At 68.8% G+C, this 20331-nt stretch carries 15 protein-coding genes; 12 read left to right on the forward strand and 3 right to left on the reverse strand.

What is annotated here, in order from left to right:
- Window positions 1–65: 65 nt before the first annotated feature.
- Window positions 66–3464, reverse strand: a complete 3399-nt coding sequence (locus tag ACQPXD_RS14645; protein WP_432838644.1) for a S8 family serine peptidase — start codon at window positions 3462–3464, stop codon at window positions 66–68.
- Window positions 3465–3805: 341 nt separating this feature from the next.
- Here ACQPXD_RS14645 and ACQPXD_RS14650 point away from each other — a divergent pair, with 341 nt between their 5' ends.
- The 5 genes from ACQPXD_RS14650 (at window position 3806) to ACQPXD_RS14670 (ending at window position 9464) form a co-directional block, all read left to right on the forward strand.
- Window positions 3806–4615 (forward strand): DUF1906 domain-containing protein, encoded by an 810-nt coding sequence (locus ACQPXD_RS14650; RefSeq protein ID WP_432838646.1) that lies wholly within the window; start codon window positions 3806–3808, stop codon window positions 4613–4615.
- Between the two features lie 17 nt (window positions 4616–4632).
- The gene (locus ACQPXD_RS14655) at window positions 4633–5649 is read left to right on the forward strand and encodes a YCF48-related protein (protein WP_432838648.1); all 1017 of its coding nucleotides are present in this window, start codon (window positions 4633–4635) and stop codon (window positions 5647–5649) included.
- 686 nt (window positions 5650–6335) lie between these two features.
- Window positions 6336–7052: a LuxR C-terminal-related transcriptional regulator gene (locus ACQPXD_RS14660; RefSeq protein ID WP_432838650.1), complete on the forward strand. Its 717-nt coding sequence runs from the start codon at window positions 6336–6338 to the stop codon at window positions 7050–7052.
- Window positions 7053–7137: 85 nt separating this feature from the next.
- A complete protein-coding gene (locus ACQPXD_RS14665) occupies window positions 7138–8286 on the forward strand; it encodes an ATP-binding protein (RefSeq protein ID WP_432838652.1) in 1149 nt (382 codons plus the stop codon).
- Window positions 8283–9464, forward strand: a complete 1182-nt coding sequence (locus tag ACQPXD_RS14670) for a hypothetical protein (protein WP_432838654.1) — start codon at window positions 8283–8285, stop codon at window positions 9462–9464. The genes ACQPXD_RS14665 and ACQPXD_RS14670 overlap by 4 nt, the downstream gene beginning before the upstream one ends.
- On the opposite strand, the gene ACQPXD_RS14675 is transcribed toward ACQPXD_RS14670, so the two are convergent.
- On the reverse strand, window positions 9458–10114 hold the full coding sequence (locus ACQPXD_RS14675; RefSeq protein WP_432838656.1) for a M23 family metallopeptidase: 657 nt from the start codon (window positions 10112–10114) through the stop codon (window positions 9458–9460). The two genes, ACQPXD_RS14670 and ACQPXD_RS14675, sit on opposite strands and share 7 nt — an antisense overlap.
- A 407-nt stretch (window positions 10115–10521) precedes the next feature.
- On the opposite strand from ACQPXD_RS14675, the gene ACQPXD_RS14680 reads away from it, so the two are divergent.
- From ACQPXD_RS14680 to ACQPXD_RS14695, 4 genes are all read left to right on the forward strand, one after another.
- Window positions 10522–11436, forward strand: coding sequence for a CHAP domain-containing protein (locus ACQPXD_RS14680; RefSeq protein ID WP_432838658.1), 915 nt, complete (start codon window positions 10522–10524; stop codon window positions 11434–11436).
- A 138-nt stretch (window positions 11437–11574) separates the two neighbouring features.
- Window positions 11575–12132 (forward strand): RNA polymerase sigma factor, encoded by a 558-nt coding sequence (locus ACQPXD_RS14685; RefSeq protein ID WP_432838660.1) that lies wholly within the window; start codon window positions 11575–11577, stop codon window positions 12130–12132.
- A gap of 2 nt (window positions 12133–12134) precedes the next feature.
- Window positions 12135–13055 (forward strand): hypothetical protein, encoded by a 921-nt coding sequence (locus ACQPXD_RS14690; RefSeq protein WP_432838661.1) that lies wholly within the window; start codon window positions 12135–12137, stop codon window positions 13053–13055.
- Between the two features lie 263 nt (window positions 13056–13318).
- Window positions 13319–14386 carry a hypothetical protein gene (locus ACQPXD_RS14695; RefSeq protein WP_432838663.1) on the forward strand — a complete coding sequence of 356 codons (1068 nt, stop codon included), beginning with the start codon at window positions 13319–13321 and terminating at the stop codon, window positions 14384–14386.
- 154 nt (window positions 14387–14540) lie between these two features.
- On the opposite strand, the gene ACQPXD_RS14700 is transcribed toward ACQPXD_RS14695, so the two are convergent.
- On the reverse strand, window positions 14541–15341 hold the full coding sequence (locus ACQPXD_RS14700; protein WP_432838665.1) for an SDR family NAD(P)-dependent oxidoreductase: 801 nt from the start codon (window positions 15339–15341) through the stop codon (window positions 14541–14543).
- A 357-nt stretch (window positions 15342–15698) separates the two neighbouring features.
- On the opposite strand from ACQPXD_RS14700, the gene ACQPXD_RS14705 reads away from it, so the two are divergent.
- From ACQPXD_RS14705 to ACQPXD_RS14715, 3 genes are all read left to right on the forward strand, one after another.
- Window positions 15699–16931 carry an FAD-dependent oxidoreductase gene (locus tag ACQPXD_RS14705; protein ID WP_432838667.1) on the forward strand — a complete coding sequence of 411 codons (1233 nt, stop codon included), beginning with the start codon at window positions 15699–15701 and terminating at the stop codon, window positions 16929–16931.
- A 78-nt stretch (window positions 16932–17009) separates the two neighbouring features.
- Window positions 17010–18176 (forward strand): pyridoxal phosphate-dependent aminotransferase, encoded by a 1167-nt coding sequence (locus tag ACQPXD_RS14710; protein ID WP_432838669.1) that lies wholly within the window; start codon window positions 17010–17012, stop codon window positions 18174–18176.
- Window positions 18176–20326, forward strand: a complete 2151-nt coding sequence (locus ACQPXD_RS14715) for an IPT/TIG domain-containing protein (RefSeq protein ID WP_432838671.1) — start codon at window positions 18176–18178, stop codon at window positions 20324–20326. Before ACQPXD_RS14710 ends, ACQPXD_RS14715 begins: the two co-directional genes overlap by 1 nt.
- Window positions 20327–20331: the final 5 nt, after the last annotated feature.

The following is a 20331-nucleotide window of genomic DNA, read 5'->3' on the forward strand; positions in this document are numbered from 1 at the left end:
CCGGGCGCGTCCGGCATGGCCGAACACGCCGACGAGCCGCGGTCTTTTGCACATCGGTGGAGCGGTTACGGCGCGCGGTAGGCCCGGATGATGGTCTGGTCGATCGTGCTGCCGGTGCTGCCGGTGGCTGCGACTCGCAGCGACAGCGGCTGTCCGGGGGCCGGAATGGGCAGGTGCGCGGTGAAGGTGTCCGCGCTCGCGCGGCTCACCGTCGCTGGCCGCCATGTGGTGCCGTCGTCGGTGGAAGTCCACAGGTGCAGCGTAGTGATGTGCTCGGTGGGCAGGCTGCTGGCCTGTCGTACGGTGAATGCGGCCGGGCCGGTGACGGGATGGTTGTCCGTGTCCAGCGGCAGCGTGTAGTCCAGCGAGAATAGCGGCACGGGCGCACTGTGCTCACCGGTTGGGCCAGTCGAGCGGAACGTCCAGGCGGTGCTCACCCGGGTGGAGATCGGCAGGATGGCGCTGTTGTCCTGAAGCTGGACCAGCCGGTACGTTCCGGTGTCCGCTGGAACGGCGAAGTCGGCGGTGAACCCGGATGCCGTCGCGATCTGGTGTCCGTCGCGGTAGAGCGTCAGCGTCGGCTGGCTGCCCGGCCAGAACGTCGCCAGGCAGTTGTACCGCTGGTGCTGATCGGTGAGCGCCACGAGGTCGACGTGCAGGTTTCCGCGGGTTCGCGCGACCGGCTGCGGTGCGCAGCCGTTCCCGCCAGGGGCGTCGAACCAGTCCGGCCGCAGCGGCTGCCGGAAGCCATCTCGGCGCTGTCGGCTGGCCGCGGGATAGACTCTCGGCACGTCCTTGGTGAGCAGCAGTGGGCCGAGCTCGGAGGCGGTGTTGATGGTCGTCTCCTCGGTCCAGGTGACGCCGGGCGTGAGGTAGTCCACTCGGTTGGCTGGCACCTCGTCGCTGTCGTTCTCGGACACCCACACGCCGTCGCTCTGTCCTCCCTTGCGGTTGTGGCCGGTGTGCGTTCCGGGCAGGTCAAGCTGGTTGAACCGTTCGTCGAGTCGGGCGAGTTTGGTTTTCGCGGCGGGATCGATGGTGTACGACGGGTCGGCCGGCACGCTGCCTGGCAGGGTTCGTACGAGGTCGTACATGAAGGGGCTGGGGCCGGCCGTCGGGGAGCGCAAGCTGAAGACCTCCGCCGTGTGCAGGAATCCGACGTCCACGGCGGCGATGGGGGTGCTGTAGACGGGCCAGCCGGCCGCGGAAGTGCCCCAGGCGACCGTTTCCTGCCACTGGAACAGGCCCCCGACTCGGGCGCCTTGCAGCGCCGAGATGCCGACCTGCTGGGCCTGCGTCTCGACGCCGGTCACCTGGGCGGTGACCGGTTGAGCCCGCGCGCCGTCCAGGAGAACCGTGGTGGTTCCTGCGACATCGACTTCGGCGGTGCCGGCGAGAGCGATACGGGGGGCCGAAGGGGTGGCGTCGAACACGTTACCCAGGACGCTGTACCGGCCGGCCGGCACCTGTACCGTGCGGTCCGTTCCGACAGCGCTGAACACCGTCTCGCTGAATCTTCCTGAATCGTCGAGGTTGGCGACGGTGGCGTACCAGGCCAGGGCGCCGTCGGGCGTGCTGGGCAGGGCGGTCGCCCGGACGGTCAGTTCGTAGCTCGCCGGCTCGACGGAGAACACGACGGGCGTGCGTAGCACTGTGCCGTCGGCCCGGGCGGTCAGCACGCCCTCGTAGTCGTCTGGATGAGCTGCGAATGCGGCCCGGTCGGCGGTGATGCTCACCGACCTTTGCTGCCCGGCCGGCAGGGTCACGGTGTTCGCCGACAGCGCGACGGATCCGTCCGGTGTGGTGAGCCCCGTGCGGTCGGTCACCGACAGGCTCAGCTGCAGCGTCATCGCCTTGCCGCCGGTGTTGACCCAGCTGACGGTGCCCGTGGTGGTGCCGGACTGTGGATAGCTGAACGTGCTGAGGTCGGCCACCGCCGTGCCACCGACAACGTCGGACAGCGCCGGGGGGATGAAGAGTTGTCCGGCGCCCTGCTCGTACAGGTCACCGCCGCGCGCCGGGCGGGCCGCGCCGGTCAACGCCGCCTTGAGCCGATCCGGCGCCCAGTTCGGATACCGCTGGCGAAGGATCGCCGCGGCGCCGGCGACGTGCGGCGCCGCCATCGAGGTGCCGGACAGGCGGGTGTGATACCGGTCAACGACTTCGCCGATACTTGTACCGGCGGCGCGAGCGGAAACGATGTCCACACCGGGCGCTACGATCTCGGGCTTGAGTCTGCGGGTTCCGCTGACTGGTCCCCGGCCGGAGAACTCGGCCAGCGTGCCTGTGCTGTCGACAGCCCCGACGGCGAGCGCCGAGGCGGCGGCTGCGGGGGTGGAGATGGTGCCTGAACCGGGGCCACTGTTGCCGGCCGCGACCACGAACAGCGTGCCGTACTGGGCGGTGAGCGAGTCCACGGCCCGTGACACCGGGTCGGTACCGTCGCTGAAGTCACCGCCCAGGCTCAGATTGACCACACTTGCCTGCGGGGCCGCCCATTCCATGCCGGCGATCACCTGAGAATCCGTTCCGAAGCCATCATCGTCGAGCACCTTGCCGATGACGAGCTTCGCGTCCGGGGCAACCCCCCGGTGGACTCCGTGTGAGGCGGCACCCATACCGGCGATCGTCGCGGCCACATGTGTACCGTGCCCGTTCCGGTCAACCGTATCGGTGGACGTCGAGAAGTTGGCACTGGCGACGATCCGGCCGGCAAGGTCGGGATGGGTCGGGTCGACGCCGGAGTCGAGCACTGCCACCCGAACGCCCTGACCCGTGAGTCCAGCCGACCACGCCTGCGGCGCGCCGATGTCGATCAGATCATCCGCGACACCCGCAGCGGCGCCGATCGGTGGGGCTGTGGTGTCATCTGTCGCACTGGCCCGCAGCCGCCGGTCCAACCAGACGTGACTCACGCCCGCCAGGTCATCCAGAACGCTGCCGTCCGAGCGGGACCGCTCGGCACCCGATGACCGCTTGGGCCGCCGGCCGGCGACTCCACCGAGGATCGGGAGCCTGCGCTGCTGGTGAAGACCCTCGCCGAACCGGGTCGAAGCGTGCCCGGCCGCATACGCGACGATGAGCGGAAGCTCGGCGGTGTGGGCGTCGTCGTAGCCGTTCTGCACCAGTTCCGTGGCATCGAACAACGCAGGGTCCAGCGTACGACCTAGCAATCCCGCGCTGTCCGCCGGCACAACTCGAACATGCCCGTCGGGCCCGCAGCTCTTGCTCACAACCCGTCCCGGGCGGGCCGGATGTACCGAGACCTGCGGGCAGCGCCCCGTTGTCCCGGTCAGCGTGACGACGTCGCCGGTCAACAACGTGACCACGTAGGAACGGCCGACAGGCAGGGGGACCGTGTCGCGGGCCGCCGTCACGACCGCCGGCGGTGATGTTGTCGCGGCCGCGAGCGGCGAGATGGTAAGCGCCGACCAGACCTGCGCGGCAACGGTTGCTGCCGCCAAGCCACCAACAATGAGAGATCTTCGCAACTCAACACTCCTTGGAAGCGGACCCGTCACCACCACATGGCCGCAGGCCGCACGCGTGTTACACCCGGCGGCGGGGAACGATCGGGGCGGCCGGAGCCCACGCACCGTCCCGCGCCGTCAGTACGGCCCGACGCACAACGCATGACAGCGTTTGCACGACTTGAAGCGACACGCATCGGGCGACGAGTCTCGACGGCGGTGTCGCCGGCGCTCGGCGGACGGGCTCAGCGACGCTGTCGTCGACAGCGCCGACAGGCAGGAGGTTTCTGGTGAGACCGCAACCCGCGTCGGTACGTCTCCGACGCCTCATCGCAATGACCTCGGCGGCGATCGCGGCGGCGGCCGCGCTGATCGCGGCCGCGTCGTCGCCGGCCCAGGGCTCCTCGGGCATCAGCCAACGTCGAGGTTGGGACGCCTGTGGTATCGGGTCCAGCGGCAACGCACAAGCGTTCTGGAGCAACACACCGTACTGGAACATGGGGCTGTACCTCGGAGGCTCAAGTTACGGCACCGGCTGTACCCAATGGACCCGGACCGGCGTGGCCAACCTGCGCAGCGAAGGGTGGAAGTTGCTACCGATCTGGGTCGGACCGCAAGCGCCCTGCAGCGGCTTCCCATCGCGGTTCAGCACAGACCCGTCAACCGCATACAGCCAGGGTTTCACCGAGGCGTCAAAGGCATACAACCGGCTGATCGAGCTGGGCCTCGACGTGAGCGGCACCCCGGTCATTTATGACCTGGAAGGATTCGACACGTCCAACTCGGCCTGCGTCAACGCCGTGAAACAGTTCGTCTCCGGATGGGTGGCCGACCTGCATCTCGCACCTGCGCAGAAGGCGGGCGTGTACGGCTCGGCGTGCTCCTCAAGCCTCAGCACGTTCAGAAGCCTGCCCAACCCGCCCGACTTCATCGACGCTGCGCAATGGGACGACAACCCGAGCACGGCTGCACTGAGTCCATGCATCCCCGCTGCGGCGTGGAGCAATCGGCAGCGGCACAAGCAGTACCGGGGAGACCACAACGAGACCTGGAACGGCGTGACGCTGAACGTGGACAACGACTGCTCGGACGGGCCCGTGTATCCCTCCCCGGATGAACTCGACAACGGTCAGGGCTGCGTGTGAAGGCGCTGAGGGGTCGCATGAAGAGACTGCTTGGCACGGTCCTCGTCGGCTGCACGCTGCTGCCGGCGGGCGGCTGTGCACGTCTGCCGGCCGGAGACGGCGCAGGAGCGGATCCGCTGCCGGTCAAAGCAGACGAGTCGCCGGTCGACGCCGCGCTGGTAACGGCCGACTTCGGCTGGGTACTGACGACCCGGCGCTTGCTGTTGACCCGTGACGGCGGACGCAGCTTCAGTGTCGCGTCACTTCCGGGCCCGGCGGGCGTAACTCGGGCGGCCGCCTTCCTGGACGACCGCACTGGGTTGACCGTCACCGCCTCAGGGGACGCCATCGTCGCCTACAAGACCGATGACGGCGGCGCTACCTGGCGTCCGACGCTGCTACGTGAGCGTTCGGGCGGCATGGCCGGATACTCGGCCGTGGCAGTCGCCGTCGGTGACTCCAGATTCAGCGCGATCCTGGCGAAAACGGCAACCAGCCAAGCGTTCTCGCTCGGAACGATCTTCGCCACGCAGGACGGCGGGGCGTCGTGGGCGGCGGCTCCCGCTCCCGAAGCGGGCCGGCTGGCCGTCGAGCCGACCGGCCGGATCTGGCTGGCCGGCGAGCAGCTCAACCTCAGCACCGATCAAGGCAGGAGCTGGACCCGCGCTGGGCTGGATCTGCCGGCCGCGACATCTGGTACCACGGCGATATCCACACCGGTCCGCGATGTCCTGCCAGTGACGCGATCCCTCGATGGCCAGTCCGAGGTCGACCTGTTGACCAGCCCTGATCAAGGGTTCACCTGGGGCCGGGCGACGCGCGTGGCGATCCGTGCGCGCACCGGCGGTCGCGCCCGGATACCTGTGGCTTCGACCGCCGAGGGACCAACCGTCTTCGACACCGTCGCCGGGCACGCATACCGCGTCAACGCCAAGCGCGAGATCGCGCCGTCCGGCCTGCCAGAGGGCGTTGACGCGGTCACGTTTGCCGCAAACGGTTCCGCCGGCTGGGCGTTGGCGCACTACGGCACCTGCTCCCACGCCAAGCGGGACTGAGTGCTGCATCACGAGCTCGTCGCGTCCGCTGACAGCGGGGCCACGTGGCGACGACTGGCCATCTGGAACGAAAGCCTGGGATAGCGGCGTCGACCGCTTCTCCGACATGGGCGCGGATCGGGAGTACGTGCGGTACCGGAACAGGTTCCGGTACCGCACGTACTACACGTGTCGCGATGCGGGTGAACACATCGTCAGCAGCAGCTGGTGCACCACCACCATGAGATCCCGGGCAGGCACGCACCCGCTTGTTGATGCCCGGACCGCCGCTGTCTCCGCGCGCTCTAGGGGATCAAGGGGTTCGGCGCGGCGAACGACTCCGGTGTCGCCATGCGAAGGCCGGCGTACACGGGTATCGGCGTGCCACTACGATCCAGGGCGGATGTGAGCTGTTCAACCGCGGCATAGGGCGCGTGTGCGGTCGTCCGGGGCAGGAGCGCCGCGACGGATGCGGCGGTGGTCCAGTGGAACTGCGACGGCACCACCGCCGTTCAGCGATGGCGCCGGCAGTCGACAGGAACAACGGTCGATGGCTGGCCGGTGTAGACACCGGTTAACGCGCAGCCGGGGCAGACCTCGGAATCACCGGCGGCAGTATCGCGCCGGGTGCCATCATCGTGCAGCGGCCGTCCGAATCAGTGCTGGTACCGGTGAGTCCTCCGAGCCGGGGCTCCGACAGAGAGAATGTGTCCGATGATAATTACGATGCCGGTCGTCTCAGGCGCGACGACATGATTCGGGTGGCGATCGTTGACGACCATCCCATCGCCCGCCGCGGCGTCGCGCAGATCCTCGCCGAGGACGGCCGGTTCGAGGTCGTGGCGGCCGCCGCCTCCCCTGGTGAGCTCGCTGGCCTTCGTACCGCCGACCTGGCCGGAGGCGGTGTGCCCGCTGATGTGATAATTCTCGATCTGTACCTTCACTCGGAGACCCCGTGCCTGCCCGCCGTCGCGGAGCTGGCCGCGAGCACCAAAGTGCTGGTGATGTCAGCATCCGGTCGGCGCGAGGACGTGCTCGGCGCGATGCAGGCTGGCGCGGCGGGCTATGTCACCAAGCACGCCAGACCGGAAATGTTCGTGGCGGCCGTCGAGACCGTCGCGGCCGGCGGGTTCGCGCTGTCCCCGCAACTCGCCGACGTCCTGCAGGCCGCGTTGCACGGCCCGAGCGAGCTGCCCGCTGAGACCAGGCGGCCGAGTGTGACGCCGCTGTCGGCGCGCGAGGAGCAGACGCTTGACTTGATCGCCCGCGGCTTCACCCATGGACAGGTGGCAACCCGTATGGGTATCAGCAAGGCGACAGTGGGCACCTACGTCGAGCGCATCCGGACGAAGCTGCAGGTCGGCAACAAGGCGGAGCTCACGCGCGCCGCGCTGGAACGTTCGCGGCGGGCTCAGCCCATGTAGCGGCGCTTCGTTGAGCATTGTCATGGAGTAGCGTATCCATCGGCATTTCTGAGGAGGTCGGACGGCGTGCGGGTAGAGCCGTGACATGCCCGCAATCTTGCGCACAGAGTGGATTCTGGCCGTCGCCGCAGTGATCACGCGGCTGGGCGTGCTTAGCCAACTTGTCCTCGCGATCGCGCAGTTGCTGCCGGGCCCCGGCTCGCGTGTCATCGTGGGTATCGGGGCTGCCGCTGTCGTGGAGACGTGCTGGTTCGCCGCGGCCGTTTGGCGGGCCCGCCGCGTAGCCTGGTGGGCCAGCCTGATCGACTGGCTGGCGTTGCTCGCCCTGCTCGGGTTGCCGGCTGTGTCCGCGCCGGCATCTCGAAGCCCGGGCGAGAGTCCGTTTTTCAACGTGGTCACGCCGGCCAGTATCACGCTTGGGCTGACCGATTGGCGGGTAATGGCGGCGCTGGGCACGGCGATGTCGCTGGCTGCCGTCAACGTGCTGCCGTCGATCGTCGCGGCGCACACTACGTATCCGGCATGGAACGCGGTCGCCGATGGCCTGGGTATCGTCAGCGCGGTGACCGTGGCGGCGGTCGTCGCGGCGCTGGCGCGTGGAAGCGCACGGGAGACCGACCGGAAACGCGCCGAGTCGGCCGCCCGTGCGCGCGACCTGGCCCGCGAGCGGGAACGCCTGCGTCAGGGCGCCATGCTGCGGCGCCGGCTGGTGTCCACGCTCGACGAGCTGGCCCGGCCTGGCGTGGTTGGCGATGACCAGATCGTGGCGCAGATCCGCAAGGATCGGCGCTGGCTGAGCGACGTTATCGAGCGCGGCGCGGTAAAGACGGGCCGTGCTGTGGACCAGACACTGTCCGGCGCGCTGTGCGAGCTTGTCGTCGACAGGGCGGCGGCAGGCCTGCACGTTCGGTTTGACCTGCCCGAGCGAGAACCGGAGCTCGGCGGTGCAGGCCGGGACGCTCTTGTCGGCGCGGTACGGGAAGCGCTGACCAACGTCAGCAAGCACGCCGCTACCGAGGCCGCCGAGGTCTGCGTCTCGGTGAGCGGCTCCGCCGTCGTCGTGGTGGTGTCCGATCACGGCCGTGGCTACGACCCGGACGTGGTCACCGAACGCGCCGGCCAGAGGGGATCGCTGCGCCGGCGGATGGCCGATGCCGGTGGCCGGGCCGATATCCAGTCCGCGCCGGGCCGTGGCACAACCATCACTCTCACGCTGTACCTGACGTCGCCATGATGCGCCGCTTCGCCGATTGGTCGTGGGCTCGGCTGTCCGGACCGGATCGCACGGTCGTACTCGCCGCCGCAGTGACCCGTGCCGCCGCCGTCCTGCTCACGGTGAGCTTTGTCAGCCTTGCCTGGACTCACCTGCGCCATCCCGGCTGGTCCGTGATGGTCGCTGCGGTCCTTGCCGTCGAGTGCGCCGCGATCGTCGCCTGGTGGCTGGGCAAGCGGCGACCCACCGCGGCGACCCTGCTCGTTGACGTGCCGACGGTCGGGGCGGCCCTGGTCGTCGCGGGCGCGTTCGCGGCCCACCCGCGTCTCGGACTGTGGGCGGGGTTCGTCATGCCGTACTCGGTCGTCGTCGCGTTCACCATCGGCCTTGCCTGCCGGACCATCCATCTGGCCGTACTGTGCGGGCTGTTGCTCGTCGCGGTCGGGACCGTCACAGCGGTCGTGTTCCAGCACCAGCGGCTGCCGGTCGCCGCCGCGGGACTGGCCATGCTGATCGTCAACCCGGTCGTGGGCGCGGCCAGCGCCCGGCTCCTTCGCCGCGGAACCGCCGAGTTGGACGCCGCGGACGCCGAAGCTCTGCGCCAGCTCGCTGACGTCACGGCCGTGCAGGAACGGGCCCGCTACGCCATGGCATTGCACGACAGGGTTTTGCAGACGTTGGAGGCGCTGGCCCGCAGCAATGTGCTCGCCGATCCGGGTCTGCACGAGCGCGTCGCCGGCCAGGCATTCTGGCTGCGCCGCTACGTGGACGTGGGCGGCGAACTGCATGACGACGACCTGGCCACTGGCATCGCGGAGACGGCCTGGGAGGTCATGCGGGGCATTGGCACGCCGATTGAGATCAACGACGCGGGGATCCGCTGGCCAGACGCCCCCGCCATCGACGCTTCGCGCCGCAAGCAGCTCATCGAGGAACTCCGCCATATCCTCGAGTTCCTGGGCACGCACTGCGAGGCGCTCGTGCTGCGCGCCACTCGATCGGACACCGGCATCCGGGTCAGTATTCTCGGCTCGGGCGGCGACGCTGGCCTCGACGTCGACCGGCTCAACCCGGCCCGCGCGCGCCTCGCCGCGGTGGGAGCGATGCTGTCCGTCGAGCCGATCCCATATGTCGAAGTGCACGTGCCAGCGGCCGGGGACGGCACGCACCCGCCCCCGGGCCAGGGACCGGATCAGTAGCAAACTTTCTGGCCCTTGCTGATCGTCTCGTAGTAGCCGGTGCCGCAGCCGAGATGCCACAAGTGCCGCGGCTGTGCGCTCTGCCCGCCATACAAGCCGCCAGCGGCGGTCAGCTTCGCGTTGTACTGCAGACCGAAATGCAGATGTGGTGCGAACCCCCCGGTGCCGCCGACCAGGCCAATGACGGTCGCATCGGTGATGTGCTGGCCCTTGCTCACCTTGACAGCGCTGAGATGACAGACGTAGCTCCACCAGCCGCCGCCGTGGTCGATGATGATGTACTGCCCGCACGTCTCCCAACCAGCTGGCGCCCAGCCAGCGTAGAGAACCGTTCCAGGGCCGCCCGGCGCGAGCACCTGATCGCCCTGCACCAGACCGAGATCCAACGCGTAGTACTGGTTCATTTGATTCGTGGTATTGCAGTTGATGTGGTAGCCCTCACCGTAGTAGCTGCCGTTCTGCCACGCGTACCCGGCGCCGCCGTTGGCGGTGCGCGTCAACGGAGTCTGCAGGAACTTGCTCGTCGGCCAGTCAACGCACCCGCTGGCCGCGGCCTGCGCGCTCGGCGTTGCCAACCCGGTCACCGCGAGGAACGCGCCGACCGACAGGAGGCGGGCCAAAATCTTGCGTCGCGATGAGTTCTTGAGCATCAGCCGCGATCCTCTCCTGACATCGATCAGAGTGACTTGATCAGTTGCTCCACGATACGTACGGCCCACGCGAGTCGTCCTGTCGTGCGTTTGCACCACCTGCTCGGGCGGTACGGCGCCGTCCACGGGTGGCGCGACGCTGTTCATGGCTCTTGCTGCGATGGAACCTCGGCGATCCCGGATGACGCCGCCGCGACGGGCGGCTGAGGACGTGCTGAGGACCTGACAGGGACCGGAGCGGTGATGATTTCCCGGCCGAATGTGTGGCGCCGTCCGGGCGGGACGCCGGATCGGCCGTACTGCCAAGGAGAATGATGCCTCCTACCAATCGCGGCGCGGCCCTGGCCGACGCCGACTTGCGGGGCCCTCAACGGCGTGGCCTGCGACTGTGCTCCGGCCTGTTCGTCGTGGTCGCGACGACCGTCGCATTGCTCCTGCCAGCTCCGTCGCTGGCCGCGCCGTCGGCGGCAGCGCCCTCGGCGATGGCCGCCACGGCGGGCGTACCGTCGACCACGGACTACCCGTGGGCCGGGCTCACTTACCGCGACGGCGCCGATCAGTGGGGCATGGCCTACGGGCAGTGCGTGTCGTTCGTCGCCTGGATGATCTACAAGAACCTCGGCGGCGCCCAACACCCGGCGGGCATCCCGTCGCGGGGCTGGTTTCCCTCTGATGGGCTTGCCAAAGGTCCCGTGCGCAACTGGTGGGGCAATGCAGGCTCCTGGAACATCACCGCAGCCTCGGCCGGGTACACCGTCGACAGGACACCGCGCGCGGGTTCCGTGGCTCAGTGGATCAACGGCGGCAACGGTGGTTCGTTCGCCGTCGGTCACGTCGCATACGTGACCGCGGTTCACGGCGACGGTTCGATCGACATTGCGCAGTACAACCTCCGCGAGGACGGCCGGTACTCGACCATGCACATGACCCGTGGCGGTGCCACGGACACATCCAACGGCAACGGCCCGTTCTTCGTTGCATGGCCGGACTATTTCCTGCATATCGGCGACGCAAATGTAGCGAAGCCCCAGGCGCCGCGACTTTCCGGATCGCCAGCCCTTGTGTATGGCGATGAGCAGCATGTGTTCGGTCGGGATGTGGCTGGGCGGTTGCATCATTGGTTCTGGTCGCCTGGCGGTGGTGGTGTGAAGGAGCAGGACTGGGGCGGCGGTCTGGCGGGTGATCCGGTCGGGTTTGTGTACGGGGATGAGCAGCATGTGTTCGGTCGGGATGTGGCTGGGCGGTTGCATCATTGGTTCTGGTCGCCTGCCGGTGGTGGTGTGAAGCAGCAGGACTGGGGCGGCGCCCTGGCCGCCCGGTAGCGCCATCACCAGGGCGGCGGCCGATGACGTCAATGCTGTAACGCGGTGACGGCATCCGACCATGTACGCGGTGGATGCGCGCACAACCCTGGTGCGCGCGAAAGGGGCACCGTGACACGAACGAACACGCCGGGACCCGTGGCCGATCCCCTAACGGACGCGTTCGGCTCCCACTACCACGACGTCTATCGCTACATCCGATCCCGGGTGGGTGACGATGCCGCCGAGGACATCGCGCAGGACACGTTCCTGACGGTGGCGAGAAGCGCAACGCTTCGCCAGGCCCTGCCGGACGCGGCGCGTCCGGTTCTCTTCGGGGTCGCGACGCGGTTGATTCGCGGGTTCTGGAGAGCCGAATCGCGTCGACACGACGCGATCGAGCGGGTGGCGCATCGGGACCATCGGCCGGACACGAGCGAAGCGGACGACGCCGATGGCAGGCTCGACGCGATGGCGCTCGGCCCGCACATCAGCCGCGCGCTGACCGGCCTGTCCGAGGGCGAACGCGAGGTCGTCCTGCTCTTCGCACTGGCCGAACTGGGCCACCGGGAGATCGCCTCGGCGTTGCGGATCAGCACCGTCGCGGCCCGGGTGCGGCTGATGCGGGGCCGGCGCAAGCTCCGCGCCCTCCTCAGCAGCGACGCCATGCAGCAGCATGCCAACCAGGGCCAACGACTTATCGAGGGAAGATCCTGACCATGAACGAGATCGAACTGCTGCAGCGGGCGTATCACCGTGTGCCCGGCCCCGACGACGAAACGGTCGCCCGGGCCAGGCACCGCTTGGACGCCGCGTCTATCGCGGCGGCGGTACCGAACCGCAGCCGGCCGCGGCGGCTCACCTTCGTCGCCGCCGGGCTCGGCCTGGCCGGCATCACTGCCGCGGCAATCGCGGCGCTCACCCCGCCACGGAGCCCGGCAGAGCACACCAGCCCGGTGATCACCGGTGTGGGCACAGGGGCGACGACCCGGGCGGTGCTGACCGCCGCGGAGTACCGGCAGGCGATGGCGGACGCGGTCCAGAACCATGACTACGTTGTCGTGCAGACGGAGGCGGAACCCAACGGGGTTTTCCGGTACTGGTACGACACCGCCACATCGGCGTCCCGCCTTCAGACGGCTGCCCGCTCCGGCGCGATCGTCTACGACATGGCCAGCCGTCCAGCATCAGGCGGTGGCACGGATATGATCGAGTACATCGGCAAAGTTAACCAGTACGCGCAGACCAGAGCCGGCACCAGTCCCGTCACGAAGCCGTCTCTACCGGCCGCGACGCCCCAGCCAACCCGGCCGACGGCGCAGGACTGGTTCCGGACCAACGTCGCCAACGGCAACCTGACCGTGATCGGACCCACCACGATCGACGGCCGGCCCGCCATCGAACTCGGCTTCACCGAAGGCTCCTCCGCCGAGCCGGGCTACAAGACCGGCCGCATCTACGTCGATGCCACGTCGTACCTGCAACTCCGCGCTGTCGAATCATTCGGGGGAGCAACACACACCTTCGACTACGAATACCTACCCCGCACGAACGAGAACCTCGCACTGCTCTGGTTCAGCGCCCAGCCCGGATGGCAGCAGGTCGCATGGGCCGACCTGCCCCGCGGTCTCATCTCCTGACCGCGCAGACACCAGGACAGACACAGCCGGACGACCGGACACGGCACGCCTGGAATCTGTGGGAGCCGGAGGGTGCGAACCCTCCGGCTCCCCAGCGCCATGGCGCACAGCCCGATGAACATGTTGAGCCAGAGACCCAGTCGTTGTGATCGCCACCTGTCGAGCAGCATGGATGGCCCCAGCGAACGAGTCCGCTGCCGAGTTCCGCCGCATGGCTTGCACTCCCGTCTCGCGTGACCCACCCTCGTCCCCCAAGGAGCGTCGTGCACCGCTGGCTGCTGCTGTTCTACCCCCACGAGTACCGACGGGAGCGGGCGGCTGAACTCCTGGAGATCGTCCGCGACGTCAGGACTGCCCGGCACCCAGTACGGGTCGCGGCAAACCTCGTTGGCCACGGCCTGCGCGCCCGGCTCGGCTGGCCGGCAAGCCGAACGGTCGTCGTCATGGCATCGGTCGTCGCGACGGCCTGTGGCCTGTTCGCCGCGTCCTTCGGCACCTGGCTCGCGTGGCTCGATTCCCGACCGTTGCGCGCGCAGGAGCTTGCGGCGGTGCTCGGCCAGCTCTATCCCGACCAGCCGGCGCTGCACGTCGACCAGGACGGTCCGCGCGCCGTGTTCCTCATCTACGGCGGACCGCTCGACTGGGGCAACGTTCGCGACCTGCTGTTCGGCGACGGCGGCGAGTACGAACTGGCATCCGTCGAGGCGTCCCTGGACCACCTGCCGGCCCACAGCCGTCCCGAGGCCCTCGCCGAGCTGCGACAGCGGCTGCGGGCCGCCGAATGGGACGTCGGCGAGCCCGTGTACTCGCCTGCATACGGCTGTCTTCCCGACGACCCGCGCTGCGACCCCACCTCGATCCCATCCGACATCACGGTGGACGCGCGGCGCGGCGACATCATCCTCGAGATCAGCATCCGCACGGAGCAGGCGAGCCCGGTCATGGGCTTCTCGATGGCGCGGGCGACCCCGTGGCCTGTGTACCCGGCCGGCGTCGCCGGCTTCCTCGTGGGTGCGGCGGGCGGCTGGATCCTCTTCGGCTGGGGCAGCCGGCGTCTTGAGCGCGGCTGCCGGGCGGCGCAGGCACTGGCGAAAGGGCTGTTCGGATTCGTGATGATCCTGTGGTACGCACCGATCCTGCTGATCGCACCTCCGACGTACCTGCACTACCTGCGGGACCCGCGATTCCGATGGGTTCCGCTGTGGGTGTGGCTCGGCCAGCCCGCCCTGTTGCTGCCGTTCCTGCTCGGCTGCGCCATGGCGATCCTCATGCTGGGCATAGCCGCCCTGCCACGCCCGGTGCGAGCCGACCAGATCGTCGCCAACGGCTGACCCGTGGTGCCCGTGCGGGCCGCACCGGGTCCCCGCTGAGGATCCGGGGACGGGGCAGGGACGGTCCGGGGACGCAATTGGGACCGTCCGAGTGACGATTCCGTCTGGCCAGACTGGCATCGTCCGGGCGTGATGCGGTTCAGCGCCCGGCTACTCACGGACCTGGATCGACGCCGTACCGCTCGGCGAGTTCCCGCACGGTCAAGGCTTGGCCGGACAGCTCAAGCAGTTGGGTGTCGGCGGCCAATGCCGCGACCACACGACCGACGCCTTGTGGAGATTCAGAGGCTGCGAGGTCCAGATGTTCGGCGAATTGCATGACTCCTTCGGTACGCACAAGACCAGGATGTAGCGCTACCGACGCCACGCCAGCCTCGCGGAGTGCAACGGCGACCGCGAGAGCAAACCGGTCGTCGGCGGCCTTGGCCATGCTGTACAACACGCCGTGCCGTGGGTCGTGCGCGGAGCCAACCTCCATTGAAACGGTAACGACGGCACTGCCGGCGGTTCGCCGCAACAGATCGGCGCACAATGCCGTCGTGACGTAATGTGCTCGCACGCCAGCATCGAACATCGACTCCCATAGGTGGATTGGTTGCTGCCAGAACGGTGCGGTCCATTCAGTCCAGCCGCCGGCGTTCAGCCTCTCGTAGCCGCCCCACACATTGTTGACAAGCAGTCGCAATGAGCCTGACTCGGCCTCGATGCGCTGAACGAGGGAACGGGTCTGCGCGTCGTCACGATGATCACAGACAACCGCCACACCGACACCACCGGCGACAGTGACTGCGTCCGCCGTTTTCTCAACTGTGCCGGGCAGATGGGAGGTGGACCCGTGGCGGGTCGAAGATCGACCGGTCACCCAGACTTGCCACCCGGCCGCGCCGAGCGCTACCGCGACACCTCGGCCGACGCCCCGACTCGCCCCGGTCACAAGCGCAACGTTCGTTCCCATAGCAAGGCACGATAGCTGGCTCACGTGCAACTCGATTCCATAGGGCGAATGGGCACCGACTACACACCAACGTTGCGACGCACCTGCAGGCGGGGTGCATGGCGCCCGTGCGGCTGTGCCGGTCCCCGCTGAGGATCGAGGACGGGACAAGGACGGGCTGGGGACGTAATCGGGACCGTCCGAGTGACAATTCCGTCTGGCCAGGCCGACATCGTCGGGCCTTTGCGGATTCGTCGCGTGGCACACGATGAACACGATGCTGCTCGTTCGTCGCCGCGGTGAAGCCGCCGTCGTTCCGTGCGGTGCTCGGATACCTGTCGTGACAGTAGCAGCGATGACAATCTATTTTGGGAGATCATGAACAGACACCTCGACAGCGGCACGTCCGATCCTGCCGACCTGCGCGTGCTCATCATCGGAGCTGGGATCGGCGGCCTGTGCCTGGCCCAGGGCCTGCGGCGCGCCGGCATCGCCTTCACCGTGTTCGATCGGGCGCCCTCGCTGGTCACGCGGCGGCAAGGCTATGGGTTCCACATCAACCAGGATGGTGATCACGCGCTGCGCGCGTGCCTGCCGACCGACCTCTACGAACTGCACCGGGCCACGTCATCGCCGGCCCCGACGGGCGACTTCGTGCTGTACAGCGCTCAGCTCCAGGAGATCTTCCGACGTCCGTTGCCCGCGCCACCGCGTGCCTACCGTGGCGTCGGTGTCAACCGGCAGACCTTGCGTGAGATCCTCTCGGCCGGCATCGATGATGCGATCCGCTACGACAGCGACTTCCAGCGTTACGGGACCAGCCCGGACGGGCGGCCCGTGGCGTATTTCACCGGCGGAGAGACCGAAGCGGGTGCGCTGATCGTGGGCGCCGACGGCGCGGGCTCGGCCGTTCGGCATCAGCTGCTCCCCGGTGCGGAGTTCGACGACACCGGCCGGGCGATCTACGGTCGGACGCCCCTGACACCGGAGCTGCGCGCCCAGATCCCGGCCGACTTCATCGAAGGTATGGCGCGCGCCCGGGACGAGCGCGGCATCGCTCTCGCAGCAGCGGCGTTCATCAGTGCCGAGCCGCTGCGCAAAGCTGGTGCCCGGCTCGCATCCGGCGTACAGCTCACCGAGGTCGGCGACCACCTGCGTTGGACGCTCAGCCGGCGCGGCGAAAGTCCAGCTGCCGACACCAGCCAGTTCTGGGGGTCAGGCGGAGCCGAGTTGCACACCGCCGTCGCGGACATGGTCGCCTCCTGGCATCCTGCCCTGCGTGCGATTGTCGACGCAGCCGACGCCGAGGCGACGTATCCGTTCGGCATCTTCTGCGCCCGGCCGGTCGAGCCCTGGACCGTGCCGGGCGTGACACTGCTCGGTGATGCTATCCACACCATGACACCGGGTCGCGGTGAGGGCGCCAACACCGCGCTGCGCGACGCGCAGTTGCTGACTGAGCGGCTCATCGACGTCGCGTCCGGTCGCAGCCCGCTGAGCACCGCGAAGCAGCTCTATGAGGCCGAGATGTTGCGCTACGGCTTCGAGGCCGTGGAACGGTCACGCGCCGCGTACTTCGCGCCGGCGATGAAACCACAAGCGGGCCCGTGAGGCCGCGTCCGGTGTGACCGGTCGGAAGGGGAGGTGGCCGTGCGGGACCTGGCGCGGCGTGTGGAGACCATGATGCGCATGACGATGGCCGACGTCGCCGATGCGGCGGACGCTTTGCCGGACGCCTACCGCCTGGAGAATGCCGATACTCACCTGACCCCGGCGCCGCATGTGCTAGCCGCGACCAGAGACGCCGTGGGAGTGGACGAGTACAACTCCTATCTGCCGCTGCGTGGCCTGGCCCGGCTGCGCCAGGCGATCTCGGACCGGTACCGCGCCGACTGGGGGATCCGATACGACCCCGACAGTGAGATCGTCGTGTCCAGCGGCGCGGGCGAGTCGCTGCTCAACGCATTGCTGGCGCTGATCGACCCCGGGGACCGCGTCCTGCTGACCAATCCCACCTATTCCGGCATGGCCCAGCGGGTCCGGCTGGCCGGTGGTGCGCAGGCGTTCGTCGGGCTCGTGCGCCGCGGCGGGCGCTGGGAACTGGACCTCGACCGGCTGCCGGCTGCGGCGCAGGGCTGCCGGGTGCTGTTCCTCGCCTCGCCGTGCATGCCGACCGGCACCGTCTTCAGCCGGGAGGAGACCGAAGCGATCGCGGCCGTGGCGCAGGCCAATGACGCGTGGATCGTCTTCAACGGACACGCGGACAAGGTGGTCTTCGGCGGGCGGAAGGTGATCTGCCCGGCGACACTGGCCGGCCTGCGGGAGCGCACGGTCCTGGTGGGTTGCGTGTCGAAGAACTTCGGTATGCCCGGCTGGCGTGTCGGCTGGGAGCTGGGACCACGGAAGGTCATGGCCGCGATGGAGGACGTCCACATCTTCAACGGCGTCATGCCAAGCGGCTTCGGCCAGGTGGGCGCGGCCGCGGCGTTGAGCGGCCCACAGGACTGGCAGCGCGAGGCGGTGGCCACGTACGAGCGCGGCCAAGCGGTACTGCTCGAGCAAGTGCACCGCTCCCCGGTGCTCGCGGCGGTGCCTGCCGAGGGCGGCTACTACTGCCTGCTGGACGTGGCCGGCACCGGCACGGACGCCGTCACCTTCGCCCGCGGTCTGCTGGCTGGGCATCGGGTGGCGGTCACACCGATGCAGGGCTGGGGTAGCGACGACTTCGGTGAGCATCTGGTGCGGCTCATCTTCACCAACGAACCGGAGGACCGGCTGCGCGAGGCGGGCCGGCGCATCGCCGCGTTCGCCGACGGGCTGGCCGGCGGTTCCTCCCCGAACCCCTGGAGCGTGTGATGCACCGACGGGTCTGGTTGGCCGTCGGTACCGCGGCGGTGCTCGCGGTGGCCGCCGTATGCTTCGTTCCCCGGGTCGCGGGGGCCTCTGCCGGTAACGTCGTCGAGGACAACTTCGTCCGCGCGGACTCGGCGCCCGGGGCGGGCTGGGGCAGCACCACCAATGGCCGCGGTCTCACCAACCGCACCTACGGCATCTACAACGCCGCCGCCACCGGCTATCACATCCAGTCGCATGCTGGGCAGCTCGACGGCGGCTACGGGCGGCAGGCCGACGCGTACATCAGCGGGTTGAGCCAGTCTGGCGGTGACGCCCTGCTGCAGTTCCGATTCGCGTCGACCGGTTCGGCACGCGCGCTGCTGGCGTTCAACGCGACGGTCGACGACGCCAACCACTTCCAGCTACTGGCCAGGTCGGCCACCAACACGCTGGAGATCAACACCCGGGTCGGTGGGGGGATCAGCAGTACCTGCGGAACGCCCTATCCGAACGTTTTCGTGGCCGGTACCGTCTACTGGCTCCGGTTCGACGTTTCGGGCGGGCGGCTCAGCGGCCGCGTCTGGCGTTCCAGTGATCCCGAGCCGCAGACCTGGCAGACCTCCTGCAACGACGGCCGGCTCGGCAGCGGCGCGATCGGAACGGGCCTGTACTGGGAGAATCCCGCGCCGGCCGCGACCGCCGCCGTCTACTGTTACGCGGTCGCCGCCGCCGGGTCCGTGGCGCAGCCCTGCGTCACCACGAAGCCGGAGGTGACCGGGTACGTCCCGGTGGCGGGTGATCCCGGATACCAGGTGACGATCAGCGGACGGGCGTTGACCCGCACCACCAGCGTGCTCTTCAACGGCGTGCCTGCGCAGTTCACGGTCCGCTCCGACACCGCGCTCAGCGCGACCGTCCCCGGCTCGGCCACGACCGGCCCGCTTGCCGTGGCCACTGCGGACGGCGCCAGCACCTCGGTCGGCGCGTTCACCGTCTATCCGCGCCCGGCGGTCGCGGGCGTGGACACCAGCCGCGACGTGCACCTGTTCATGCCGTTCACGACCAATGTCCAGGACGCGAACACGCTGGTCGACAATGACCCGCCCGTCGACCTCGTCTGGGGCTACAACCACGGCCCGGTGGCGGCCGTAGCGCAGGTTCCGAAGTTGTACTACGCGCCCTTCGACCGTGAGCAGAGCACCCGATGGTTCCCGCAAGCGCACGACCTGGCCTGGTTTCGCAGCAACCACCCGGACTGGATCGAGTACCGATGCGACCGTACCAGCGTGGCGTACGAATTCGACGCGACCACGAACGTGCCGCTCAACCGGGACGATCCGGCCGTGCGTGAATACCTGGCCAGCCAGTACTTCGTTCCCGCACTGACAGCCGGGAGTGGGTACAGCGGCATCGCCTTCGACAACCTTCAGTTCAACAATGGCGGTACCTGGAGCGGACAGCGATGCGGCCACTACGACGCGTCCGGCGGCTGGGTGGCGCAGTACAACGGGACGGCCGACGATCCCGCCTATCGTGCCTCGGTGGTCGCCTGGGCCGCCGCCATGCGGCAGTGGATGCGGGCCAGTTTCCCGGGCCAGACGTTCGGGGCGAACATGAGCCCGGATCCCAGCTATCCGGAGCAGACCACCGCCGTGTACGCGGCACTCGATTTGATCTTCGATGAGCAGGGCTTCACGAACGGCAACGCCGCCTCGCCGGGGCCGTATACGGACGGCTCGTGGCTGGCGGTCACCACGGCCTTGGCCGCCGCGGCCCGCCAAGGGCACGGCTTGGCCGTGATCAACCAGCAGCCGGTCTCCTTCGCCCAGGTCACCAAGGCGCAGGTCCAGTGGGCATTGGCCAACTACCTGCTGGTCAAGAACGCGGCCAGCGGTGTGTGGATCAGCGGGCAGCAGGAGTACGGCACGCTGCTCAACCGGCCTGAGTACGCCGCCGCCACGGTGGGCGCGCCGACCGGTGACCTCTTCGCCGACCAGGGCGTCTACCGCCGCGACTTCACCACCGGGCTGGCGCTGGTGAACCCGTCATCCGCCGGCAGCCGTACCGTCCAATTGCCCGCCAACCACGCCTGGCGCGACCTGTACGGCGGAACCGTCGCCGGCACGGTGACCCTGCCCGCGGCCGCCGGCCTGGTACTCGTCGCGGCATGACGGCA

This window comes from Dactylosporangium sp. CA-092794, from assembly GCF_050948465.1.
Lineage (GTDB): Bacteria > Actinomycetota > Actinomycetes > Mycobacteriales > Micromonosporaceae > Dactylosporangium.